This window comes from Mesorhizobium denitrificans, from assembly GCF_003403035.1.
Lineage (GTDB): Bacteria > Pseudomonadota > Alphaproteobacteria > Rhizobiales > Rhizobiaceae > Mesorhizobium_G > Mesorhizobium_G denitrificans.
In genome coordinates this window covers 62,513-83,662 of record NZ_QURN01000012.1, presented here as the reverse complement: position 1 = coordinate 83,662, position 21,150 = coordinate 62,513, and the positions used below count along the sequence as shown (strand labels likewise).

At 59.1% G+C, this 21,150-nt stretch carries 15 protein-coding genes; 7 read left to right on the top strand and 8 right to left on the bottom strand.

The features are described 5' to 3' along the window. Window positions 1-2: 2 nt before the first annotated feature. The 6 genes from DY251_RS15485 to dgcA all read right to left on the bottom strand — a co-directional run bounded on the left by DY251_RS15485 (window position 3) and on the right by dgcA (window position 6,708). Complete coding sequence (locus DY251_RS15485) at window positions 3-464, bottom strand: tripartite tricarboxylate transporter TctB family protein (protein ID WP_116624892.1); 462 nt, start codon at window positions 462-464, stop codon at window positions 3-5. An 89-nt stretch (window positions 465-553) separates the two neighbouring features. After that, window positions 554-1,531 carry a tripartite tricarboxylate transporter substrate-binding protein gene (locus DY251_RS15480; protein ID WP_116624822.1) on the bottom strand — a complete coding sequence of 326 codons (978 nt, stop codon included), beginning with the start codon at window positions 1,529-1,531 and terminating at the stop codon, window positions 554-556. Between the two features lie 183 nt (window positions 1,532-1,714). Next, window positions 1,715-3,073, bottom strand: coding sequence for a sigma-54-dependent transcriptional regulator (locus DY251_RS15475; RefSeq protein ID WP_116624821.1), 1,359 nt, complete (start codon window positions 3,071-3,073; stop codon window positions 1,715-1,717). Continuing rightward, entirely contained in the window at window positions 3,070-4,872 is a 1,803-nt protein-coding gene (locus DY251_RS15470) for a sensor histidine kinase (RefSeq protein ID WP_116624820.1), read from the bottom strand. Before DY251_RS15470 ends, DY251_RS15475 begins: the two co-directional genes overlap by 4 nt. Before the next feature lie 76 nt (window positions 4,873-4,948). After that, a complete protein-coding gene (locus DY251_RS15465) occupies window positions 4,949-5,710 on the bottom strand; it encodes an SDR family oxidoreductase (RefSeq protein WP_116624819.1) in 762 nt (253 codons plus the stop codon). Window positions 5,711-5,724: 14 nt separating this feature from the next. Then, a complete protein-coding gene (dgcA, locus tag DY251_RS15460; protein WP_116624818.1) occupies window positions 5,725-6,708 on the bottom strand; it encodes an N-acetyl-D-Glu racemase DgcA in 984 nt (327 codons plus the stop codon). Window positions 6,709-6,785: 77 nt separating this feature from the next. On the opposite strand from dgcA, the gene DY251_RS15455 reads away from it, so the two are divergent. The 4 genes from DY251_RS15455 to DY251_RS15440 all read left to right on the top strand — a co-directional run bounded on the left by DY251_RS15455 (window position 6,786) and on the right by DY251_RS15440 (window position 10,542). Then, window positions 6,786-7,961 (top strand): MlaE family ABC transporter permease, encoded by a 1,176-nt coding sequence (locus tag DY251_RS15455; protein WP_116624817.1) that lies wholly within the window; start codon window positions 6,786-6,788, stop codon window positions 7,959-7,961. 8 nt (window positions 7,962-7,969) lie between these two features. After that, window positions 7,970-8,785: an ABC transporter ATP-binding protein gene (locus DY251_RS15450; protein ID WP_116624816.1), complete on the top strand. Its 816-nt coding sequence runs from the start codon at window positions 7,970-7,972 to the stop codon at window positions 8,783-8,785. Window positions 8,786-8,792: 7 nt separating this feature from the next. Next, window positions 8,793-9,878, top strand: coding sequence for an MlaD family protein (locus DY251_RS15445; protein ID WP_116624815.1), 1,086 nt, complete (start codon window positions 8,793-8,795; stop codon window positions 9,876-9,878). A gap of 64 nt (window positions 9,879-9,942) precedes the next feature. Next, entirely contained in the window at window positions 9,943-10,542 is a 600-nt protein-coding gene (locus DY251_RS15440; protein ID WP_116624814.1) for an ABC-type transport auxiliary lipoprotein family protein, read from the top strand. A gap of 334 nt (window positions 10,543-10,876) precedes the next feature. Here the strand turns inward: DY251_RS15440 and DY251_RS15435 are convergent, their stop codons facing one another. Beyond that, on the bottom strand, window positions 10,877-18,553 hold the full coding sequence (locus DY251_RS15435; RefSeq protein WP_116624813.1) for a hypothetical protein: 7,677 nt from the start codon (window positions 18,551-18,553) through the stop codon (window positions 10,877-10,879). Between the two features lie 350 nt (window positions 18,554-18,903). On the opposite strand from DY251_RS15435, the gene DY251_RS15430 reads away from it, so the two are divergent. Both DY251_RS15430 and DY251_RS15425 read left to right on the top strand, forming a co-directional pair. Further along, complete coding sequence (locus DY251_RS15430; RefSeq protein ID WP_158553265.1) at window positions 18,904-19,215, top strand: Hpt domain-containing protein; 312 nt, start codon at window positions 18,904-18,906, stop codon at window positions 19,213-19,215. 126 nt (window positions 19,216-19,341) lie between these two features. Beyond that, window positions 19,342-19,662, top strand: coding sequence for a 2Fe-2S iron-sulfur cluster-binding protein (locus DY251_RS15425; protein ID WP_116624811.1), 321 nt, complete (start codon window positions 19,342-19,344; stop codon window positions 19,660-19,662). A gap of 30 nt (window positions 19,663-19,692) precedes the next feature. Here the strand turns inward: DY251_RS15425 and DY251_RS15420 are convergent, their stop codons facing one another. Continuing rightward, window positions 19,693-20,301 (bottom strand): DUF922 domain-containing Zn-dependent protease, encoded by a 609-nt coding sequence (locus DY251_RS15420; protein ID WP_116624810.1) that lies wholly within the window; start codon window positions 20,299-20,301, stop codon window positions 19,693-19,695. On the opposite strand from DY251_RS15420, the gene folP reads away from it, so the two are divergent. Beyond that, window positions 20,300-21,142, top strand: a complete 843-nt coding sequence (gene folP, locus DY251_RS15415; protein ID WP_116624809.1) for a dihydropteroate synthase — start codon at window positions 20,300-20,302, stop codon at window positions 21,140-21,142. The genes DY251_RS15420 and folP overlap by 2 nt on opposite strands. Window positions 21,143-21,150 lie beyond the last annotated feature (8 nt).

The following is a 21,150-nucleotide window of genomic DNA, read 5'->3' as shown; positions in this document are numbered from 1 at the left end:
CCTCACAGTCCGAGCCACGGGGCGAACGCCTGATAGGGCAGACCAAGGCCCCACAAGAACACGGTGTAGGAAAATGCAGCCACGCAAGCGGACAGCACGACCGCTGCAACCATGGACATCTTGTGGCTGGCGAAAGATGCAATTAGCGCCGTTATGAAAATGGCTGGCACAAAGCCCAGACTGCGCACTGTCAGGCCGAAGATTATCGGCGCAGGCAGTATGAAGGCCATGCCGCGCCATGCGATTGCGCCCAGAGGTTCGCCCTCAACCCGCGTCGCCTGTATGAGAACGACCACGCCAAGCACAATCAAAACAGCGGAAAGCGCGAGCGGAAAAAATCCCGGCCCCATGCGGAAAGTCGATCCAATTTCCATGGAGAGAGACTGAACGGCGAAAAATGCGCCGGTTGCGACGAGCAATGCGCCGCATGCGAGATTTGTCTTGTCGAACGTAAAGGAATTCATGGCTTCCCCCATTTGGGCGCGACCTTGACGGCCGTTCGCACTTGATCTGGAAAAGGGGTGGGACGCCGGTGATGACGTCCCAAGCTCAATTAATCCGCGTACTGGCCTGCAGCCTCGATAATCGGCTTCCAGCGCGTTATTTCGCTTTCAAGCTTTGCCTTGAGCGCGGCCGGCGTGGCGTCCGCTTCCGAAGACGGCTTGGTGCCGAGTTCAGCAAACCGCGCAACCACGTTCGGATCCTTTAGTGCAACCTGAAGCGATTTCGACAGGCGCTCATTGATCTCCGCCGGGGTGCCCTTTGGTGTGTAGATGCCGTGCCAGATCGCAACCTGCATACCCGGCAATCCTGCCTCATCGGTCGTCGGCACGTCCGGCAAGACATCGAGCCGGGCAGGGCTCGTTACAGCGTAGGCCTTGATGGTTCCGCCAAGAATCTGCTTGGTGGTGTTGGTGGTCTGGTCGCACATGATGTCGACCTGTCCGCCCAGAAGGTCGGTCATCGCCGGACCCGTTCCCTTGTAAGGCACGGTCACGAGCGGCGTGCCGATAGCGGACATGAACAGCATTCCGCAAAGATGCGAGGCTGCGCCCACACCAGCGTTGGCCACCGTCACGGTGTCTTTATTGGTCTTGGCGTATTCGACTAGGCTCTTGAGGTCTGAAGGTTCCAGATCCTTGCGCGCAACGATGGTCATCGGCACTTCGGTAACGAGGCCGACATATTCGAACGCGTTCAACGTGTCGTAAGCCAGCTTGCGATAAAGCGTTGCGCTGGTTGCCATGCCGATGTGGTGCAGCAGCATCGTATAGCCATCAGGGTCAGAGCTAGCCACGCGGCCAGCACCGAGCGTGCCGCCCGCGCCGCCGACATTTTCAACGACGATCTGCTGACCGAGGTCTTTGGACATGGATTCTGCAACTAGCCGCGCAACGGTGTCCGTCGGGCCACCGGCTGCGAACGGAACCACCATGGTGATCGTGCGGTTTGGATAGTCCTGCGCCTGCACGCTGAAAGCCGTCAGAGCAATTGTTGCTGCGAGGCTGAGTGAGGCCAATATCTTGTTCATTGAATTCCTCCCGAATACTCAAAAATTCCACGCATGGGTTCGAAGACCAAACGTGGCTGCAAAAATTATTTCGCCAAATTCGCACGAAACAATCGTTCGGGGTCGGATAAAGCCGGCGAATGCAAAACCAATTCGCAAAAATGGGTAAATTGGGTGACAGTTGGCTAATTGATGTGTGAGATTCTACCCATTTGAGCCGCCGCCATCGCCATCATGCGCGTCCAGCTCATATTTCACCATCTTGTCGTAGAGCGTCTTGCGCGAGATTCCCAAGGCCTCATAAACGCTCTTCAGCTTGCCGCTGTTTCTCGCCAATTCCTGCGCGATGATGTGCCGTTCGAATGCGGCAACGCGATCCGCCAGCTTGCCCGAAGAAGCGCTTTCAGATGCTTGCGTCTCGCTTTCCATGTGGTCTAGGCCAAGCAGATGTCTGTCGGCGGCATTGCGAAGTTCGCGAACATTTCCAGGCCATTCGCGCCGGGCAAGCGAAGCAAGTAGCGCATGTTGCAATGTCGGCTCGTCGCGGCGATAGCGTCCCGCTGCCTCCCGCAGCAATTGCAGGAACAGCAGCGGAATATCTTCGCGCCGTGCGGCCAGTGATGGCACTTTCAGCGTTATGACATTCAGCCGGTAGAGCAGGTCGGCGCGGAATCTGCCCGCCTCGACTTCCTTTTCCAAATCCACTTTGCTCAGCGCCACGAACCGCGCATCGAGCGGGATCGGTTCGTTTGAGCCGAGCCGGGTTATAACGCGCTCCTGTATTACGCGCAGCAACTTGGCTTGCAGGTTCAGCGGCATGGAGCCGATTTCGTCCAGCAGAATCGTGCCGCCGCGCGCATGTTCAAACTTGCCGTAGCGCGGGCGCAGCGCGCCGGGAAATGCACCCGCCTCATGGCCGAAAAGTTCGCTCTCGATCAGATCAACGGGCAGGGCGGCGCAATTGATTGCCACGAAAGGACGTGAGGCGCGAGCGCTCAAATCATGCACGGCGCGAGCCACGACTTCCTTGCCTACACCCGTATCACCCACAATCAGCATATCCGCATCCGTTCCGGCAGCTGCGCGGATCAAATAGCGCAGGTCAATCATCGCCTGCGTGCGCCCCGGCAATCGCGTTTCCAGATCGTCGCGCTGGCCAGCGGCGGCGCGCAGCGCCCGGTTTTCCAGCACCAGTTGACGGCGATCCATCGCGCGCGCAGACATTTCCGCAAGGTGCCGCGTGTTGAAGGGTTTTTCGATAAAATCATATGCGCCTTCGCGCATGGCCCGCACGGCAAGCTGAACGTCACCGTGACCAGTCACCAGAATGACCGGAATATCGGGATCGATTTCTCGAATACGCTCCATCAGCGTCATGCCGTCCATGCTCGGCATGCGGATGTCAGAGATCACAACACCGTTGAATCCGGGCGTTACCAGTTCCAGCGCTTCCTCCGCGCTGGCACATTCTTCAACCTTCAAGCCCTCCAGATCCAGTGCCTGGCCGGTCGAGCGGCGCAACTCGTCCTCATCGTCGACCAGCAGCACCAGCGAAGGCATCATTCTGCTGCCTCTTTGTGCTGAATCCGCGCGGCGTCCAGTTCGAGCGTGAACAATGCACCACCATCTGGGTGATTTTTTACAGTAAGTTGTCCTCTGAAATCTTTGATAATGTTATATGAAATTGACAATCCAAGGCCAAGTCCCTTGCCAACGCCCTTGGTCGAGTAGAACGGATCGAATATCCTGTCGCGTATTGCTTCGGCTACGCCGGGGCCATTGTCGCGCACGGATACGAACACTTTTGAACCCTTACGCTGCGCGCTTATGGTCACGTTGCGCTCAGCCCTGCCTTCCAGCGCATCAGCCGCATTGGTAATCAGATTCACCAGCACCTGCTGTAACCGTACCGCACCGGCACGCACGGCAAGCGTTGGCGGATCGATTTTGGTCTCAAGCACTACGCCTGCCGATTTCAGCCGTGGCGTTACGATTTCCACCGTGTCGTTGATCACCTCTTGCAGCAGCACGGGGCCCAGCTTCTGGTTCGGCTCGCGCGCGAAATTGCGAAGGTGACGGCTGATGGTCGCCATGCGGTCGGCAAGGCTGGAAATCCGCACGAGATTGTCTCGCGCATCCGCACTTCGGTCCCGGTCGATCAGCGTCGCGCCATTCTCTGCATAGGTCTTCACTGCCGCGAGCGGCTGATTGAACTCATGCGAAAGCGCTGCCGACATCTGCCCCAGTGCAGCAAGCTTTCCCGCCTGCACAAGGTCGGATTGCGTCTGGCGCAATTGCATCTCGGTCGCTCTGCGCTCCGTCACCTCATTTTCAAGCCTTTGATTGACCGCCGCGAGGTCGGCTGTGCGTTCCTCGACGCGCCCTTCAAGCTCTTCTTGTGCGGCGCGCTGTATGCGCAAACGTTCCGCAAGCTGCGCGCGTCTTTGCAGCACGAACGCCGTTGCGAGCCCCGCCAGCAGCACGAGCAACACAGCAGTTATCACGCCCGTCAGCGCTTGGGCTCGCGCGGCGCGCGTGTCCATCAAAACGCTGACCGTCCAGCCGGCCTCCGGCATTTCCTTGGATTCGACTAGAAATTCGCGATCCGTCCCGTTGCCGCGAATGCGGATTACATCGCGGCCATTTTCACTGACCTGATTTGTAATCGGCAGTTCGCGCAGTGGCGTATCGGCATAGCGCCGCCAGCCGCGCATTTGCGATAGGCGCTCCTCGGTCAGTGGCAGCATTCCCGCGTACAGCCATTCGCTACGACTGGTCATGAACACGATCCCTTGCGGATCGGTGACTATGATTTCGTAGTCGCCGCTGGCCCATGAGTCTTCGATGTCGTCCAGATCGACCTTGAACACGACGACGCCACGAATTGCGCCGCCGTCTCGCACAGGAGACGAAAAGTAATAGCCGCGTTTGAGCGAGGTTGTGCCGAGCGCGAAAAACCGCCCGGGCTCGCCCTTCATCGCTTGCTGATAATAGGGCCGGTAGCTGAAATTCTCGCCGACGAAACTCAAATCCGTGTCGTAGTTGCTGGCGACGATGGTCGTGCCGTCCGGTGCCATCACATAGATGTCGGAAGACTTCAGCAACGCGTTGATTTTCTTGAGATATCTATTCGCCTCGTCGCGAAGCTGCGGATTGTCCGGGTCGCGCACCAGTTCGCGGATCATCTCGTGGTCAGCAATCAGTGCAGGCAACGGCTCAAACCTGTTGAGGTGCCCTTGCAGCGCGGCTACCGCCAAGCCGAGCGTTGTCTGTCCGCGTTGGGCGGTTTGCGCCAGATAGGTTCGCGTTGCAAATGTGCTGCCAAACAGAGCGATAGCCAGCGCAAGGCCCGCAAAAAACATCGCGACCCAGATCCAGCGCTGATTCCTGATCGTCTCGCCTAGCGAAATGCGCCTGTCCTCCCGTGCTTACGGGTGCCTAAAATGCGCTGATATATAAGCCTCCATCAACCGGAATGTTTTGTCCGGTCAGATATCCGGCGTGCGCTGAGCACAAAAACGCGCAAATCTTGCCGAATTCCTCCGCCGTGCCGAGCCTTTTCGCCGGTATGTCTGCAGCCAGCCGCACCTTCTGTTCGGCCTCATCAACGTCCGCTTTGAAAGCACCGCGCAGGCGATCCGTATCGAGCTTGCCTGGCAGCAGATTGTTGATCGTGACATTGCGCGACGCCACTGTGCGTGCAACGCCAGCCATAAACGATGTCAGCCCGGCCCGCGCGCCCGAGGAAAGATCGAGCCCCGGTATCGGCACATAAACGGAGAGCGACGTGATGTTGACGATGCGGCCAAACCCGCGCGCAGCCATGCCGTCCAGCACGGCTTTGGTAAGTTCTATCGGCGTCACCATGTTTTGCGTCACGCCCGCAAGAATTGCGTCACGGTCGAGTTCGCGAAAATCGCGACGCGGCGGTCCGCCATTATTGTTCACCAGAATGTCCGGTTCCGCGAATACGCCCAGCAGTTCGCGCTGACAGCCATGATCGGAAACGTCGCCTACAATCTCCGTGACGGAAACGCCGAAATCACGCAATTGCTTCGCTGTTTCGGCTAGAACCAGCGCATTGCGTCCGTTCACTGCAAGGTCGCAGCCAGCTTCGGCCAGCGCTATCGCGCAGCCTTTGCCCAATCCCTTGCTGGATGCGCAAACGATGGCCTTGCGGCCACGAATTCCCAGGTCCATGTGAAATCCTTCCTTCAGCCCCACAGCGTGGGTTCTGGTGGCGAAACGGTTGAGCCATCGTATCGCAGCGCGGGTGTGCGGTCACGCGCAAGCAGCAGCGGGCCGTCCAGATCGACATAATCCGCGCCCTGCGCGAGTAAAACCGCAGGCGCCATCGCCAGCGATGAGCCAACCATGCAGCCAACCATGATGCCAAAGCCGTCCGCGCGCGCCGCGTCACGCAATCTAAGCGCTTCGGTCAGCCCGCCCGCTTTGTCGAGCTTGATATTCACCGCGTCATAAAGGCCGCGCAGGCTTTCGAGATCTGCAGCCACATGCACGCTTTCATCCGCGCAGATCGGCACAACATGCGCCACCTTCGCCAGCTTGGAATCCTTGCCAGCGGGCAAGGGTTGCTCAATCAGCACCACGCCACATTCGGCGGCAATCGTCAGATGCTTTTCCAGATTGTCGTCGGTCCAACCTTCGTTGGCATCTACGATCAGTTTGGAGTTTGGCGCCGCAGTGGCGACGGCGCGAAGCCGCGATGCGTCATCGTCGGTGCCAAGCTTGATCTTCAGCAAAGGTCGCCCCGCATTCTTGCGCGCCTGTTCGGCCATGCTCTCCGGGCTTCCGAGCGAAAGCGTATAGGCAGTTATCAAAGGCTGCGGTGCAGCCCCGCCGAGCATGGCCACCACGCTCTTGCCTGAAATCTTGGCCTCCAGATCCCACAGCGCACAGTCAACCGCGTTGCGTGCGCCGCCGGCAGGCATCGCGTCCAGCAATTCCGTTCGCGTCAGCCCCCGTGCGATAGCTGCGCCAATCGCCTCGATCTGATTGCTTACTGATTCGAGCGTTTCGCCATATCGCTTGTATGGAACGCATTCGCCCCGACCTTCTTTTCCCGTTTCTGCGATGGTGCAGACCAAAACCTCCGCTTCGGTCTTGGAGCCGCGCGAAATCGTGAAAGCGCCCGCAATCGGGAAGGTTTCACCAGTGACGGAAAGGACACGCCCCATGAATTTGCACTCTGCGAATCGCCTGTTGACCAGGCAGCAAAGTGACATGCCGCTGTCGTGCCGGTAAGAGGTGGGCGATGTTGACCAAACGCCGCACAAACGCTCCCGGTCGCCCAGAGGACGGGCCGGTCGTTGCCTCCCAGCAGGAGGGCGGCGTGCTTTCGGTTCAACTGACGGGAATCTGGTCCACTCGCCGCGTCGGCAAGGTGGACGACCAGATGCGCGCACTTCAATCCACCAAGGGTGTGGAGCGGGTGGAGGTCGACATATCCAGCATTGGCCGCATCGATACGGCAGGCGCGTGGATCGTGGATCGTTTCACGCAAGCGTTTCGCGAACGCAAGATAGAGGTTTCCATTTCGGGCGCTAACAAGGATGACACCATCCTGCTGGATGCTGTCGAGCCTGCCGCGGAATCGAAAGACGACACCAAGCCGGAACCAAAGCCTTTCGTCTTGATCCGCTTGCTGGAGAGCATAGGGCGCTCTGTTTACAGCGTGCGCGACGATGTCACCGCCTCGCTTTATATTCTCGGCGCGACCATTCGTGGCGGGCAGATGAAGGCCGGTCGCGGCCAGTCGATCAACTTCACCGCCATTGTTCACCAGATTGACCGCATGGGGGTCGGCGCCATCCCCGTTGTCGTGCTCATGTCGGCCATCGTTGGCGCGATCATCGCGCAGCAGGGCGCGTTCCAGTTGCGCTATTTCGGTGCTGACATTTTCGTGGTCGATCTGGTCGGCATTCTGGTTCTGCGCGAACTCGGCGTGCTCATGACTGCGATCATGGTTGCCGGTCGATCCGGCAGCGCTATCACTGCCGAAATCGGTTCCATGAAAATGCGCGAGGAGGTCGATGCACTCACCGTCATCGGCCTTAATCCGGTTGGCGTGCTTGTTTTTCCGCGCCTTGTCGCGCTGGTTATTTCGCTGCCTTTGCTCACCATCATCGCGAATTTCGCGGCACTTGCAGGCGCGATATTCGTCGGCTGGGCCTATGTAGACATTCCGCCCACAGCGTTTATCGACAGGCTGCGTTCTGCAATCGATGTGTCAACCATCGCGGTCGGTCTGGTCAAAGCGCCGTTCATGGCGATCATCATCGGCATTCTTGCTTCGGTCGAGGGCTTGAAGGTGGGCGGCAGCGCGGAGTCGCTTGGCCGTCAGGTTACGAGTTCGGTCGTGAAATCCATTTTTGTCGTTGTCATCATGGACGGCTTGTTCGCCATGTTCTTCGCCACTATCAACTTCTAGGGCGAACCATGGCAGACACAGCAGAAGCGCAAGAAATTTCAGAAGAACGGCACGATCATGAGATTATTCTGACCGCGCATGACATCACCGTTGCGTTCGGCTCGAAGGTAGTCCTGAAAAACTTGAATCTCGAAATCTATCGCGGCGAAATTCTGGGTTTCGTCGGCGGTTCGGGCACGGGCAAATCTGTGCTGATGCGTACTATTCTCGGCTTGAACCGCAAGCAGGCGGGCACCGTTAAAGTGTTCGGCATCGACGTCGATAAGGCCACGCCGGAAGAAAAAATGGCAATCGACATGCGCATGGGGGTGCTTTTTCAGCACGGCGCGCTTTTTTCGGCACTTACCGTGCTCGAAAACGTTCAGGTTCCGATGCGGGAATATCTGGACCTCCCAAAGAAGCTGATGGACGAGCTTGCAATGCTCAAAATTGAGCTTGTTGGCTTGCCGCGCGATGCTGGGCCGAAATTCCCGTCTGAGCTTTCCGGCGGCATGATCAAGCGCGCCGCCCTTGCGCGTGCGCTCGCGCTCGATCCCGACCTTGTCTTTCTTGATGAGCCGACATCTGGCCTGGACCCAATCGGTGCAGCAGAGTTCGACGAGCTTGTCATAAAGCTGCGCGACACGCTCGGCTTGACCGTTTATATGGTCACGCATGACCTCGATAGTCTTTTCACGGCCTGCGACCGTATCGCAGTCCTCGGCGATAAGCGTGTCCTCATTCAGGGAACCATAGAAGACATGCTGAAAAGCGAGGAGCCGTGGGTGAAATCCTATTTCAGAGGCAAGCGAGCGCGGCATCTCGACTTGCGTCACAGAGCTTAGATTTTCCATGGAAACCAGAGCAAATTACGTAATCGTCGGCTTGTTCACGGTCCTTGCCGTGCTCGGCGCGTTTCTGTTCGTCTATTGGACCGCCGCAGTCAGCGACAAGGGCGAACTGACTTTGCTGCGCTTCCGCATTCCTGGCTCGGCGTCGGGTCTGGGGCGCGGCAGTGTCGTGCTGTTCAACGGTGTGCGCGTGGGTGAGGTGCAGACCGTCTATATCGATCGCGCAAATCCTTCGGCTGCTATCGCCGATGCGATGGTTGACCGGCGGACCCCGGTTACACGCTCCACGCAAGCCGTCATCGGTCTGGCTGGCCTGACCGGTACTGCAAACATTGAAATGAAGGGTGGCAGCCTGCAGGAGCCGAATCTGTTTACCGAGGCTGATGAGCAGAACAAGGTGCCTGAAGTCACCGCGAGCCCGTCGGCTGTTACAAGTCTGCTGCAAACCGCCCAGGAGATTTTGACCCGGACAGACAAGGTTCTGGTCGAGCTTGAGGGCTTCACCAAAGACGTTCGCCCTGAACTCCAGAAAACCGCAGAGAACGCGCGCAAGTTCTCGGATGCGCTGGCGAACAATTCGGATGGCGTAGATAAATTCCTCGGCAGCGTTTCCAACCTTGCCGACGAACTCTCCGGCGTTTCGCAAAAGCTGGATGGCACGCTCAAGGCGGCGGAAGAAATCGTCAAGGCAATCGACAAGAACAAGGTTTCGGATGTCGTGACCAATGTTGACATCTTCACCAAGAACCTGACCGAGACTGGCAAGAAGTTCGACACGGTAGTGACCAAGGTCGACAATCTGCTCGGATCTGGTGACGCGCAGGGCGTTATGGTTCAAATCAACGACACGCTGAAGGCATATCGGCAGGTTGCGGACACGCTCAACTCGAAGTTGGGGACGATCACCGATGGATTGGCTCGATTCTCGGGGCAGGGGTTGCGTGATGCCGAAGCACTCATCAATGATGCTCGCCGGTCGGTTAATCGTATCGAGGGAGCTATTACCGATCTTGAGCGCAATCCGCAGCGCATTCTTGGCGGTGGCGATGGCGAAGTCAGACGTTATGATGGTAGAGCGCGTCGATGATGCGCGTGCGGCGTAGAGGGCGCCGTGTTCAAGTGGGGCAGCGTTAGGTGGGATTTGGTAAGGGATGAGAGTTTCGATCCGAGCGATTGCGACCGCTGTCGCGCTTTCCCTCTCTGTTTCGGGTTGCGCTTTGCTTGGCGGCAAGGCCAAGCCGCTGGACACCTATGAGCTGACGGCTCCGGGCGCAGACAAGGGCAAGGCGCGCCGTGGTGTGCAAATTCTCATCACCGAGCCATCGGCGCTGAAAGCGCTCGATAGCCAGAACATTGTCATCAAGCCACAGGCGGGATCGATTGAATATCTCTCAGGTGCGCAATGGGCGGATCGCCTGCCCAAGGTCATTCAGGCGCGCCTCGCTGAGACGTTTCAGAAGTCCGGCCAGTTCGCTGGCGTTGGCAAGCCGGGCGAGGGCCTTGCAATCGACTATCAGGTCGTCACGGAAATCCGCGCCTTCAACATTCGGCTCGATGGGCAGCAGCGCGCGCATGTGACGTTGTTCGTCCGTATCCTTAATGATCGCAACGGCGTTGTCCGCGCCGCCCGCGTGTTCGAGGCCGATGCCTTTGTCAGCGGTTCGGGCAACAATGCTTATGTAGATGCGCTCGACGCTGCATTTGGCAAAGCAGCTACCGACATTGTGAGCTGGACCGCTTCGATTATTTGAGCAGGTCGTAAGCGGATTTTTGCGCTCGATACAGTGCAGGTATTCGGCTCTGCGTCTCAGCTGGTTGTTTGCCTGTGGCGCTTATTTTGCCCTCACCCTTACCCACCCCCGTAAGCGGGGAGCGGGTAACTTCGACGGTGCGCCAAATTTGACGCATGCGCTGAACACGCGGAGACGTTCGAGATTTCGCGAGGCTTGGCCACCGCTTGCCTCTCCCCGTTTGCGGGAGAGGATGCCGGCAGGCAGGTGAGGGGCAGCGCTGACTTTCCCGAATTGAGCTCGACGCTCACAGAAGGAAGAGACGCGGCGCGGCAGTCGATCCGCGAAATAATCCCTACGCCAGGCGACCCGATGCGTGAGCGAGCATGATGTATGCCTTGCCGGTATCGGACATCTCGTAATTGCGCACTTTCAGCTTTCCGCCTTCGGTGCGGCTGACACGATCCAGCAACCGCTCGAAGTCGTCGCAGTAACGATCCACCGCCGTACGGAAGCCGTCGTCGCGGCGATACTTATCAGCCACCTCATCAAAAATCTGCTGGCCGCGCAACGTGTAGAGCCTGCGTGAAACATCCAGCGCGCGACCGGCCTCGCGACGTTCCCAGATCTCGCTCAGTGTCTCAGTATCGATCGACTTGGCGATATCCTTGGCCAGCGACCCCAGCGTGTTGTCCAATCGCGCGGCTGGCGCAGGTGTAATCACTTCCACGCGCGGTGCGGTTTTCACCTCGCCTGCCGGCGCTGCAGGGGCAGGAGTCGGTGCAGGGGCTGGCGCTGGTACCGGCGCTACGCGTGGCTTTGGCTGAGGCGCATCCACGATGGAGCCACGCAGCGGCAGTTTCACTTCCTCAGGTGCGCTCGGTGTTGCAAAGCGTTCCGCCAACCGCGTCTCGGAATTGGAAACCGGGCGACGGATCACGGAGCGGTCAGGATCGCTGACATCAATGGTCCGACCCGACTGCACGACAATCGCGGACAGTTCCTTCAATGCGTTAATCTGTTCCGTCACGGCACGGCGAATTGCACTTGTGGATTCCCGCGCCTCGACGGGCATGTCCACGATGCCCTTCTTCAACGCATTGCGCGTGTCGTCCAACTCGTGCCGGATCGTTTCAGAAACTTTGCGCAGTTCGTCGGTCGCATCCGCGAACCGCTGTGTAGCTCCGTCGATCACCGATGAAAGCGACTTCTGGATACTTGCGGTCGTTTCCTGCGCACGACCTTCGGCTTGCGCAAACGAGTTCATCACCAGTCCCTCGAAAGACCTCATGATCTTTTCGATGTCTTCCGACTTCTTGACCAGCCCAACCGCGAGATCTTCAAGCGCGCTCTGACGGTCGCCGAGCGTCGTAACGAGATTGCCCTGCGCCGAGCCGAGGAGATCGCTCGCGGACGACAGCAGCTTGCTGTGCTCGTCAAAGCGGCTGGCGATTCCCGCCACGGCCTTCAGCGTTTCCGAAGTCATGGTGGTGAGGCGCGTTGTGTTGGAATCCAGCAGGCGCGCCGAGCTGGCAAAGGTCTGCGCGGCGCGTTCGGTCGAAGCCGCAAACGCTTGCGTTGTTTCATTCAGGCGGCGGTCAACCGTGTCGAGGCTCTGTTCGGCCAGTCCTGCAAGTTCGGAAAGCTGGCGGTTCGAATCCACAACCTTGGCAACGGTTTGATCGACTGCCTGGGTGATCTTCGCGCGTGTGTCCGATGCAGCGGCCAGCGCCTGATTGGCTTGGCCTGCCAAGGTCTCGACAAACTCAGCGTTTTCCGCACGCAACCGCTGCGTTGCTTTTTCGGCCGCTGCTTCGATGCTGCGTTCCAGTTCGCTTCCGCCTGCGGTGAAACGTTCGGCGAGTGGACGTGCCGTATCGTCAAGGATGCGGATCATTTCGGACGAACGCGATTCCAGAATCTCGTTCAGTTCGCGCGTGTTGTCGCCCAGCGTTCGAGCCGCTTCGTTGGTGGTTTCGGTGATGTGCTTGCCGACAGCGGAGAACGTGTCCGCGATAACGTTGGCGCGCTGCGAGAGTTTTGCTTCGCTGGTTGCAAAATCCTGCTCAATCGAGCTGCGTACGTCCGCTGCCGCTTGCGAGAGGCGTGCCTCGGCCTGTGCGACATCTTCCGAAATGCGGATGACCGCCTGATCGGAGCTTTGCGCCAGGCGTTGCTCGGCAGATGCCAGCGCGTCTCCAATGTTGCGCGCACGCCGTTCGAGTTCCTGTGCCGTCTCGCCTGTGCGGCGAACAAGGCGGCTGTCGGTCTGCTCGAACAATTCCCCAAACTGCGCCGTACGCTGGTCGAGCGCGGCGGTCAGTGCGTCCGCGCGGTCCGCGATCTTGCGATCCGCATCGTCAAACAGGCGCGCAACTTCGCCAGCCCGCGTTCCGAGTTCCGCGGCCGTTTCGCCCGTGCGCGACACGATCCGGTTTTCGGCCTGTTCGAGGATCTTGGCGATATCTTCGGTTTTCTGGCTGAGTTCCGCAGACGTTTGATGTGTGCGTGCGACGATGCGCTGCTCCGTCTCGAAGAAGATGTTCGCGACATCCGAAGCGCGCGCAGAAAGTTGGTCGGCACCAGCCGAAATGTTCGAAGACAGCAGGTTGTCGGCGCGCTCGAACATGGCCCTCAGTTCGTCTGCGCGAGCCGAAAGTGCGTCTGCAGAAGAGCTGACGCGCTCCGAAATCCTGCCATCTGCGCTTTCAAACAACTGGACAATTTCGATTGCTCGCTGGGCGAGGGCACTCGCATTTTCGATTGCGCGCGCTGCCAGCTTGCGGTCGCCATCATCGAACAATCGTTCGATCTCAGCCGCACGGGCCTGTGCGCCACGTCCGGTTTCGTCCGCACGTGCGGCAATGACCTCGTCTGCCCGCTCGAACACTTCGCCGATGCGCTGCGCGCGATCGGCAATGTGGTCGGCAGCTTCTTCGGCGCGCGCCGTAATGCCCTGCAGGCTGTCCAGCGCGCGATCGGAAATGCGGCGGTCCGCATCCTCGAATGCGCGTGCAATTTCCTCTGTGCGGCTGGCGAGCGAATGCGCCGTTTCCTCCGCGCGCACCGCAATCTGGCGATCGGCATCGGTGAACACTTTGCCAGCCTCGCTGGTCAAGGCGGCAGTCAGTTCCAGAACCTTGTCGCGCAACTCTCCGGCAGTGCGCACGGCGCTGTGCTCCAGCACGATGCGGACGTTTTCCACGCCTGTAGCAAGCGCATTCTCCACCGCGCTCGCGCGGTCGGAAATTGCATCGATGTGGCGCTGGAAGGACGCGTCGATCTGCTGGACATCGCCAGCCAGCGCTGCGGAGATTTCCTGACGCCGATCCGCGAATACCTTGATGTGTTCTGCAGCCTGCGCATCCAGCAAAGTGCGGGCTTCGTCGAGCCGCTGCAAATCAGATTCCAGCGCAGCCGAAAGATTGTTGCGGCCCTGGTTCAGCCCGTCGATATGGCCATTGAGCGCAGCCTGCAGGTTTTCACGCGCCGCATCCACCGCCGAGAGATCGGCTTCCAATGCGCGGCGCAGGATATTGCGGCCTTCGGCCAACTTCTCAACCTGACCGGAAACGAGGCTATCGATGCTGACGCGGCTTTCGGCGAGCTTTTCAAGATCGCCTTCGAGCGCACGGCTAAGCTGCGCGCGGCGCTCCTCGAACACGGCATGGTGTCCTTCGAGCATCTTCACCAGCGCTGCATCCAGCTCGACACGGCTTTCGCCCAGCGTTACAAGATCGGCCTCAAGCGCGCGCTTGAGAATATTGCGGCCTTCGGACAGTTTCTCGACCTGACCGGCCACCAGACCGTCAATATCGGAGCGCGATTCAGCAAGCTTGCGAAGATCGTCCTCCAGCGCCTGCGAAAGCCGTTCGCGGCCCTTCGCCAGCCCTTCTTCCTGCTCAACGGCGACGCGCTGCATCAGGGATTCCAGTTCGTCGCGGCTATTGCCGATGCGCGACAGGTCCGCTTCCAGAGCACGCACGAGAATGTTGCGTCCTTCTGATAGCTTCTCCACCTGCGCGGCCACGAGCCCGTCTATGCTCGCGCGGCTTTCGGCCAGCTTGGTGAGGTCGTCTTCCAGCGCGCGAGACAGGGCGGCTCGGCCTTCGGTGAAGTTGTCGCTATAACTATTGATGAGGTTCACCACGCCGCCGTCAAACTCAGACTTGGCGTCGGTGAGGCGCTTCAGATCGGTTTCGAGCGCGCGCACCAGCAGGTTGCGGCCCTCGGCCAGCTTGCCGATCTGGCCGGACACCATTTCGTCAATCTGCATCCGTGTATCGGCCAGCTTTTGCAGGTCTTCTTCCACCGCCGCGGCGAGAGCGTCGCGGCCTGCACCGAAGCTGCCGTTAAGCTGCACGGTGATCTGGCTCAGCGTATCGTCCAGTTCCTTGCGGCTCTGTGCGAGCTTGCCAAGATCGCCCTCCAGCGCGCGAACGAGAATGTTACGGCCGTGCGCCAGCTTTTCAACCTGCGCCGAAACGAGGCCATCTATGCTGCTGCGGCTCTCGGCCAGCTTTGCCAGATCGTCTTCCAGCGCGGCGGCAAGCGCGTCACGACCTTCATCGAAGGAGGTCTTCTGGCGCTCGACGACAGACTTGAGTGAATCGTCCAGATCGATGCGGCGCTTGTCGAACTCCGCCAAATCCGCTTCCAGCGAACGGGTGAGCAGCGCGCGACCTTCCGAAAGCTTATGCACCTGACCGGAGATCAATTCGTCTACATGGACGCGGCTTTCCGCCAGCTTGGCGAGGTCGCTTTCGATAGTGTCGCTCAGCAATCTGCTGCCATCCTCGAACCCGCGATTGAGTTCTGAAAGCATGCGGGCAAGGGAGGAATCAAGCCCGACGCGATGTTGATCCAGCTTTTCGATGTCGGCTTCCAGTGCGCGGCTTAACAGGTCGCGGCCCTCTGCCAGCTTCTCGACCTGACCGGCAACCATGGAATCGATTGCCGCTCGGCTTTCTGCGAGCTTTTCAAGATCATCCGCCACAGTTTGCGCAATGGCGCTGCGACCGTCCTCGAAGGTACGGCTCAACTCGGCCATCATGCCGCTCAACTGGCTGTCCAGTTCAGACCGGCTTTCGTTCATGCGGGCGAGATCAGAGGAAACCGTCTGCGTGATAACCTTGTGGCCCGCTTCGAATGTACGGCCGAGGTCGGCAACGATCGACGCAACCTGATTGCCCAGATCGGCGTGGCTCTCATTGATCTTGTCGAGATCGGCTTCCAAAGCGCGGCGCAAAATATTGCGGCCTTCCGCCAGCCTTTCGACCTGCCGGCCAACCATGCCGTCCAGCGCAGCGCGGTCGTCGCCAAGGCGCGCAAGGTCTTCCTGCAACGCGTCGGAAAGTACCCGGCGCCCATGTTCCAGACCTTCCGCCTGGCTGGCGATTGCCGTGCGCAGCGCTTCGCCAAGTTCCTTGCCGCTGGAAGCAAGCCGCTGCAAATCCTGTTCGAGCGCCTTCGCCATTTCGTCGCGATGGCTGGACAGGTTGCCCAGATGCGTCTGGATTGCGCCATGCAGTTCGTCACGTTCCGTCGAAAGCTGCTCAAGGTCCGCTTGCAATGCGCGCTTGAGAATATCGCGACCTTCGGAGAGCTTGCTCACCTGTCCCGCAACCAGCCCATCAATGTCCGAGCGCGCCGAGGCGAGCTTGTCGAGATCATCCTGCAGCGCGAGCGCAAGTGCGCGGCGGCCTTCTTCCAGCTTTTCGCCCTGCGAGACGACGAGCTCGTTGATCATGGCGTCAACTTCGGTACGGCTTTCGGCGACCTTTGAGAGGTCGGATTCCAGTGCGCGGCGCAGAATGTCGCGGCCTTCCGCCAATTTCTCGACCTGCCGTGCAACCAGACCATCAATGTTGGCACGGCTTTCGGCCAGCTTGTTCAGGTCTTCCTGCAGCGCATCGGTCAGCGCCTTGCGGCCCTCCTCAAAGCGCTCCGACTGCGAAGCAACCAGGCGCGCAAACGTCTCGTCGAGTTCCTTGCGGCTTTCCGTAACGCGAATCAGATCGGAGTCCAGCGCGCGCTTCAACAGGTCGCGTCCTTCGCCCAGCTTGCTGACGTGACCGCGAACTGATTCATCAATCGCGTTGCGCGCTTCGTTGAGTTGGGAGAGATCGTCGCTCAGCATGTTCGAAAGCGCTTCGCGTCCTTCGCTCAGGCTTCGCGAATGCTCGCCCATCGAAAGATCGATAAGACGACGCGATTCCTCCACCTTGCCGAGGTCCTGCGCGAGAGCAGCGCTGGTTGCCGTGCGGCTTTCTTCCATGCGCGCAACGTGGCCGGCTACTTCTTCGACAAACTCGGCGCGGCTGCGGTCAAACTGTCCAAGCTCGCTGTGCAGGTCTTCGATCATCTGTGCGCGGCTCTGCGAAAGCTGGCGCATTTCGTCGGCTGCTGCGGCATCTATTTCCGCGCGGGCCTGCGCCAACTGCTCCAGATCTTGATCGAGCGCGCGGGAGAGACGGCTGCGGCCAGCGTCCAGACGGTCAATGAATTGCTCTGCATGTTGTTCGAGCGCAGCAGACGCCGTCTGAACCAGCGCAGACATTTCAGAGTCGATACGCTTCTGATTTTCCTCGATGAGGCGGGCGAGGTCTTCCTTGCCGCTGGCGAAGCTGCCTGCGATCTCGCGCGTGCGCTCAACCAGAGTGTCGTTGATCTGGCGGGCGCGAGCCTCAAGCGCCACGTTCAGGCGCTCCGTTCCGACGTCCAGAGCGTCCGCGCGGCTCTGGAACTCGCCGATCAGCGATTGGCCGCGCTCAGTCAGTGTGTTTTCAATGTCATGCAGGCGCTTATTAAACTCATCGTTCAGCGAGTTTGTTGCCGAACCCAGCAGCGAAATCATGCTGGTGGCGCGCTCTTCGAGAACGCGGGACAGCGATTGTGCTGCGTCGACCGTGCCTTGGGTGAGGTTGGCGATACGCGAATCCAGCATCGAGCCAATCGTCTGGCCGGACTCCGTGATGCGGTCCGACAGCGAGCCGAACTTCTCGTCGATCTGCGTGAAGACCTCCGCTCCATTTTCGTTGAAGCGCTGGATCATGTCCGTGCCGGAATCCTTGATGGTCGAGGAAAGGTTTTCCGACGCGCTCAAAATGTTCTGACGGATCAGGTCGCTTGCGGCACTCAACTCCTCGCGCAACGTTTCATGCGCACCGGCGATGGATGCGCGCACACGCTCGGCATGGCTCACAACGGCTTCGCGCTCGCTTCCCAGACCGTCCACCAGGCGGCGGATACGCGCCTCATTGTCCGTGTAGGAGCGTTCGAGCTGGTTCACTTCCGTTTGCACGAGTGTTTCAAGCTCGACCGCGCGCGCGAGCGTGCGCTCAATTCCTTCGTTCAATGCGGCCACTTCGCGCCGAACGGCATGGCCCACGGTCTGCACGCGCCCGTGCGCGGAAGCTTCCGGGTCAACCAGCCTGAATGCCAGTTCAGTCATGGATTGCGCGGCAAGACGCATATCCTGCGCACGGCGCACCATCACCGCAAACGCCCAGAAGAGCATTATCGGGATCAGCGTCAGCGCGCCCATGAATACTGCAGAGCGATCCTGAATGATCTCCTCGACGCGCGTAGCGTCCCAGATTGCGGAGGGCAGGGTGCGCACGGCCACTGCGTAGCAGATGAAGAGCCAGATAACGCTGAGCAAGCCGGCAATAACATAGGGCGCACGCGAGCCGCCGCGTCCGAAATGTTCGCGGAAGCTGCGGCGGTCGGTCAGCCTGTCATCATTAGCCGGTGCAAATTCGGCCGGCCGCTGCGTCTGCTGCGAGTCAGAATTGACGTTTGCTGCTGACGCCTCGGTTGCAGGATCGCCGCGCCCCGCGCGCGCAAGCTCGTCCGCGGCCTTGGAAATCTGCACCTCAAGTTCCTTGAGTGTAACAAGATTGCCGGACGCAGCAGCCGCTTCGGGCTGTTCAATCAGACCGTCATTGGCAAGATCTTTGTCCAGTGCCTGCTCAAGCTGTTTCGCGACGTCACGGTCGAGCGCTTTGCTCGAAGTCGTCTTTTTCGCCATGTCGCTAGGGCCCTATCCTGTACTCGAAAAACGCGGGTTTCATTGCGTTGCGCACTAAGCACAATTATAGCAAGTCCAACCTATCGTAGTTTTGCGGGGGATGAAAGGAAACATCCAAAGGCGCAAATGCGTAAAAGTTTAAACATACGGTTAACGCACTCGGTTTTTCCGTTTCAACGCCACCTTTTACGTCAATTAGCTTAGACCTTGAACATTAATGTCTTTTCCAGTTTCGTGCTTCAAACGCGAACCAATTTATTCACAGCCTGTTAGGAACTCTTAATATGGTGCAAAACTCTATTTTCCAACCGGTTTTTGCACCTTCTGGAGAGGCTTCTGGCGGCAAGAATATGGCAAGCGCACCCATCGATATCACCCATCTCGCTCAGCAGACAATGAACGATGCGGAGTTGCAGCGCGAGGTACTGCTCATTTTCATCGATCAACTTGCCGCGGCAAGGCGGGAAATTCCTGCCGCTGAGGGTGAGGATCGCACGCGGCTGGCGCATAAACTGAAAGGTGCTGCGCGCGCGGTTGGCGCGTTCGCGCTTTCCGACTGCGCCGAGCGCCTGATGCTACAGCCAGACGATGCGCAAGCTTTGAAGCAGCTGGATGGGCTTGCCGATGAAGCTAGCCGCTTTGCGCAGCTTCTCGCAGGGTAAGTGTCGCGAAAGCAGCCGGGCAGGTCGGTCTTGGACCGCTTCTGAGTCTGTCCTGCTGGTTGACTTGTTTGTGCAAGGCATTATCTCCCGGCTAGGCAACATTTTTGGGCAGGTCCGCGTAGTTCAATGACACAAATATCGTTCATCGCCTTCGACGGCACAAAGTTTGACGTCGAAGCCGAAAACGGCTCGACCGTGATGGAAAATGCCATTCGAAACGACGTTCCCGGCATTGAAGCCGAGTGCGGCGGCGCCTGCGCATGTGCCACTTGCCATGTTTATGTGGATGAAGCGTGGATGCCTGCCGTCGGCGAACCCGAGGCGATGGAAGAAGACATGCTCGACTTCGCCTATGACGTGCGGCCGAATTCGCGTCTTTCGTGCCAGATCAGGGTCCGCGATGAGTTGAACGGTCTCGTCGTTCGCGTCCCTGAACGGCAGGGTTGAGCGAAACAGCCGAACTGCTTCCCGGCAGGCTTACTTTTCGATTCGCCGCTTTAGCTTGCCCACGAGCCGCTTTTCGAGGTTTTTGCCTTCGATAGCGTCGAAACGCTGTTGCTCACGATCATGCTCGGCCATGATCTTTTCTTTCAGCACTTCGGCCTGTTCTGCGAGCTTGTCGCAGTCCTTTTGCGCGGGCAGTTTCTTTAGCTGTCTTTCGAGGCTGCGCGCGTGGTTGCGCCCGATCACCAGATGGCTTTCCTCGTGGCGCACGATGTCTGCGGAAAGCACGTCCCAGAAAAGGCGCGCCGCGGCATCTGCGTTGCGTGGTCGTTTCCAGCGCGGCAGGATAACCTTCGCCTTGATGCTGACCTGCGCCGAAACGATCCGGCACTTGTTCTGATCCTGGCGGTAGCCGATGCGGCTGGAAAATTCCATGCGCGTCGCGCCCGGGTGCCTGTATTCGCTTCCCTTGATTTCGGGACCAAACCGGCCCATCTCGGCCTCTATATCCATCGGTGTTGCGCCGCCTATTGTGAAATAGGAATAACTAAGCGAAAGCGCTTCGGCAGAAGCCGCCGTGGGGATAATCATCCCGGCGACAATCAGTGCAGCGAGAATGGGAGTGGAGGGATAGAGCGCCATGAAATCGATTAGATGGCATTTGGCGCATAATCGCCACCTCGATCTTGGGTTGCAGGCTCACATTATGGGCATATTGAACGTTACCCCCGATAGTTTTTCGGATGGTGGACGTTACGGCTCTATCGATGATGTTCTGCGGCAGGCAGAGCGCATGGTGGAGGAGGGCGCTTCGATCGTCGATATCGGCGGCGAATCAACGCGCCCCGGCGCGAGCGCCGTCACCGCCGAAGAAGAGCAGGCGCGCGTGCTACCAGTAATTGAAGCAATCTCGCGCCGGATGGACGTCATTATCTCCGTCGACACATACCGATCCGATACCGCGCGGCGCGGACTGGAAGCCGGAGCGCACATCGTGAACGACATCTGGGGTCTGCAACACGACCCTGCCATTGCAAATCTAGCGGCAGATACCGGCGCGGGGCTGGTTGTTATGCACAACAGCCGCGAGCGGGAAATACGCCGAGCGCCAATTCTGGATCAGTTCGACTTTCTCCAGAAATCGCTCCTGATCGCAGATGAAGCAGGCGTATCGCGTGACCACATCGTGCTTGACCCCGGCTTCGGGTTTGGCAAAGATGCCAAAGAAAACATTGAGATAATGGCACATTTTGAAGAGCTTGGTGCATTCAACCTGCCGTTTCTGGTTGGCACGTCGCGCAAGCGTCTGCTCGGCTCGCTTATTGGTCGTGAACCGCAAGACCGCGACATCGGCACTGCGGCGACTAGCGTTTTGCTCCGCATGAAGGGTGCAGCCATCTTCCGCGTTCACAATGTCGCTGCGAACAGGGATGCGCTGGCCGTTGCTGATGCTGTTCTTTTCACCAACAAATCAGATCAATAATTATCTGC

Excerpts from the sequence above, each read along its gene's own strand:
- DY251_RS15485 (WP_116624892.1), bottom strand. The coding sequence starts at position 464 with ATGAATTCCTTTACGTTCGACAAGACAAATCTCGCATGCGGCGCATTG.
- DY251_RS15480 (WP_116624822.1), bottom strand. The coding sequence starts at position 1,531 with ATGAACAAGATATTGGCCTCACTCAGCCTCGCAGCAACAATTGCTCTG.
- DY251_RS15475 (WP_116624821.1), bottom strand. The coding sequence starts at position 3,073 with ATGATGCCTTCGCTGGTGCTGCTGGTCGACGATGAGGACGAGTTGCGC.
- DY251_RS15470 (WP_116624820.1), bottom strand. The coding sequence starts at position 4,872 with ATGTTTTTTGCGGGCCTTGCGCTGGCTATCGCTCTGTTTGGCAGCACA.
- DY251_RS15465 (WP_116624819.1), bottom strand. The coding sequence starts at position 5,710 with ATGGACCTGGGAATTCGTGGCCGCAAGGCCATCGTTTGCGCATCCAGC.
- dgcA (WP_116624818.1), bottom strand. The coding sequence starts at position 6,708 with ATGGGGCGTGTCCTTTCCGTCACTGGTGAAACCTTCCCGATTGCGGGC.
- DY251_RS15455 (WP_116624817.1), top strand. The coding sequence starts at position 6,786 with ATGTTGACCAAACGCCGCACAAACGCTCCCGGTCGCCCAGAGGACGGG.
- DY251_RS15450 (WP_116624816.1), top strand. The coding sequence starts at position 7,970 with ATGGCAGACACAGCAGAAGCGCAAGAAATTTCAGAAGAACGGCACGAT.
- DY251_RS15445 (WP_116624815.1), top strand. The coding sequence starts at position 8,793 with ATGGAAACCAGAGCAAATTACGTAATCGTCGGCTTGTTCACGGTCCTT.
- DY251_RS15440 (WP_116624814.1), top strand. The coding sequence starts at position 9,943 with ATGAGAGTTTCGATCCGAGCGATTGCGACCGCTGTCGCGCTTTCCCTC.
- DY251_RS15435 (WP_116624813.1), bottom strand. The coding sequence starts at position 18,553 with ATGGCGAAAAAGACGACTTCGAGCAAAGCGCTCGACCGTGACGTCGCG.
- DY251_RS15430 (WP_158553265.1), top strand. The coding sequence starts at position 18,904 with ATGGCAAGCGCACCCATCGATATCACCCATCTCGCTCAGCAGACAATG.
- DY251_RS15425 (WP_116624811.1), top strand. The coding sequence starts at position 19,342 with ATGACACAAATATCGTTCATCGCCTTCGACGGCACAAAGTTTGACGTC.
- folP (WP_116624809.1), top strand. The coding sequence starts at position 20,300 with ATGAAATCGATTAGATGGCATTTGGCGCATAATCGCCACCTCGATCTT.
- DY251_RS15420 (WP_116624810.1), bottom strand. The coding sequence starts at position 20,301 with ATGGCGCTCTATCCCTCCACTCCCATTCTCGCTGCACTGATTGTCGCC.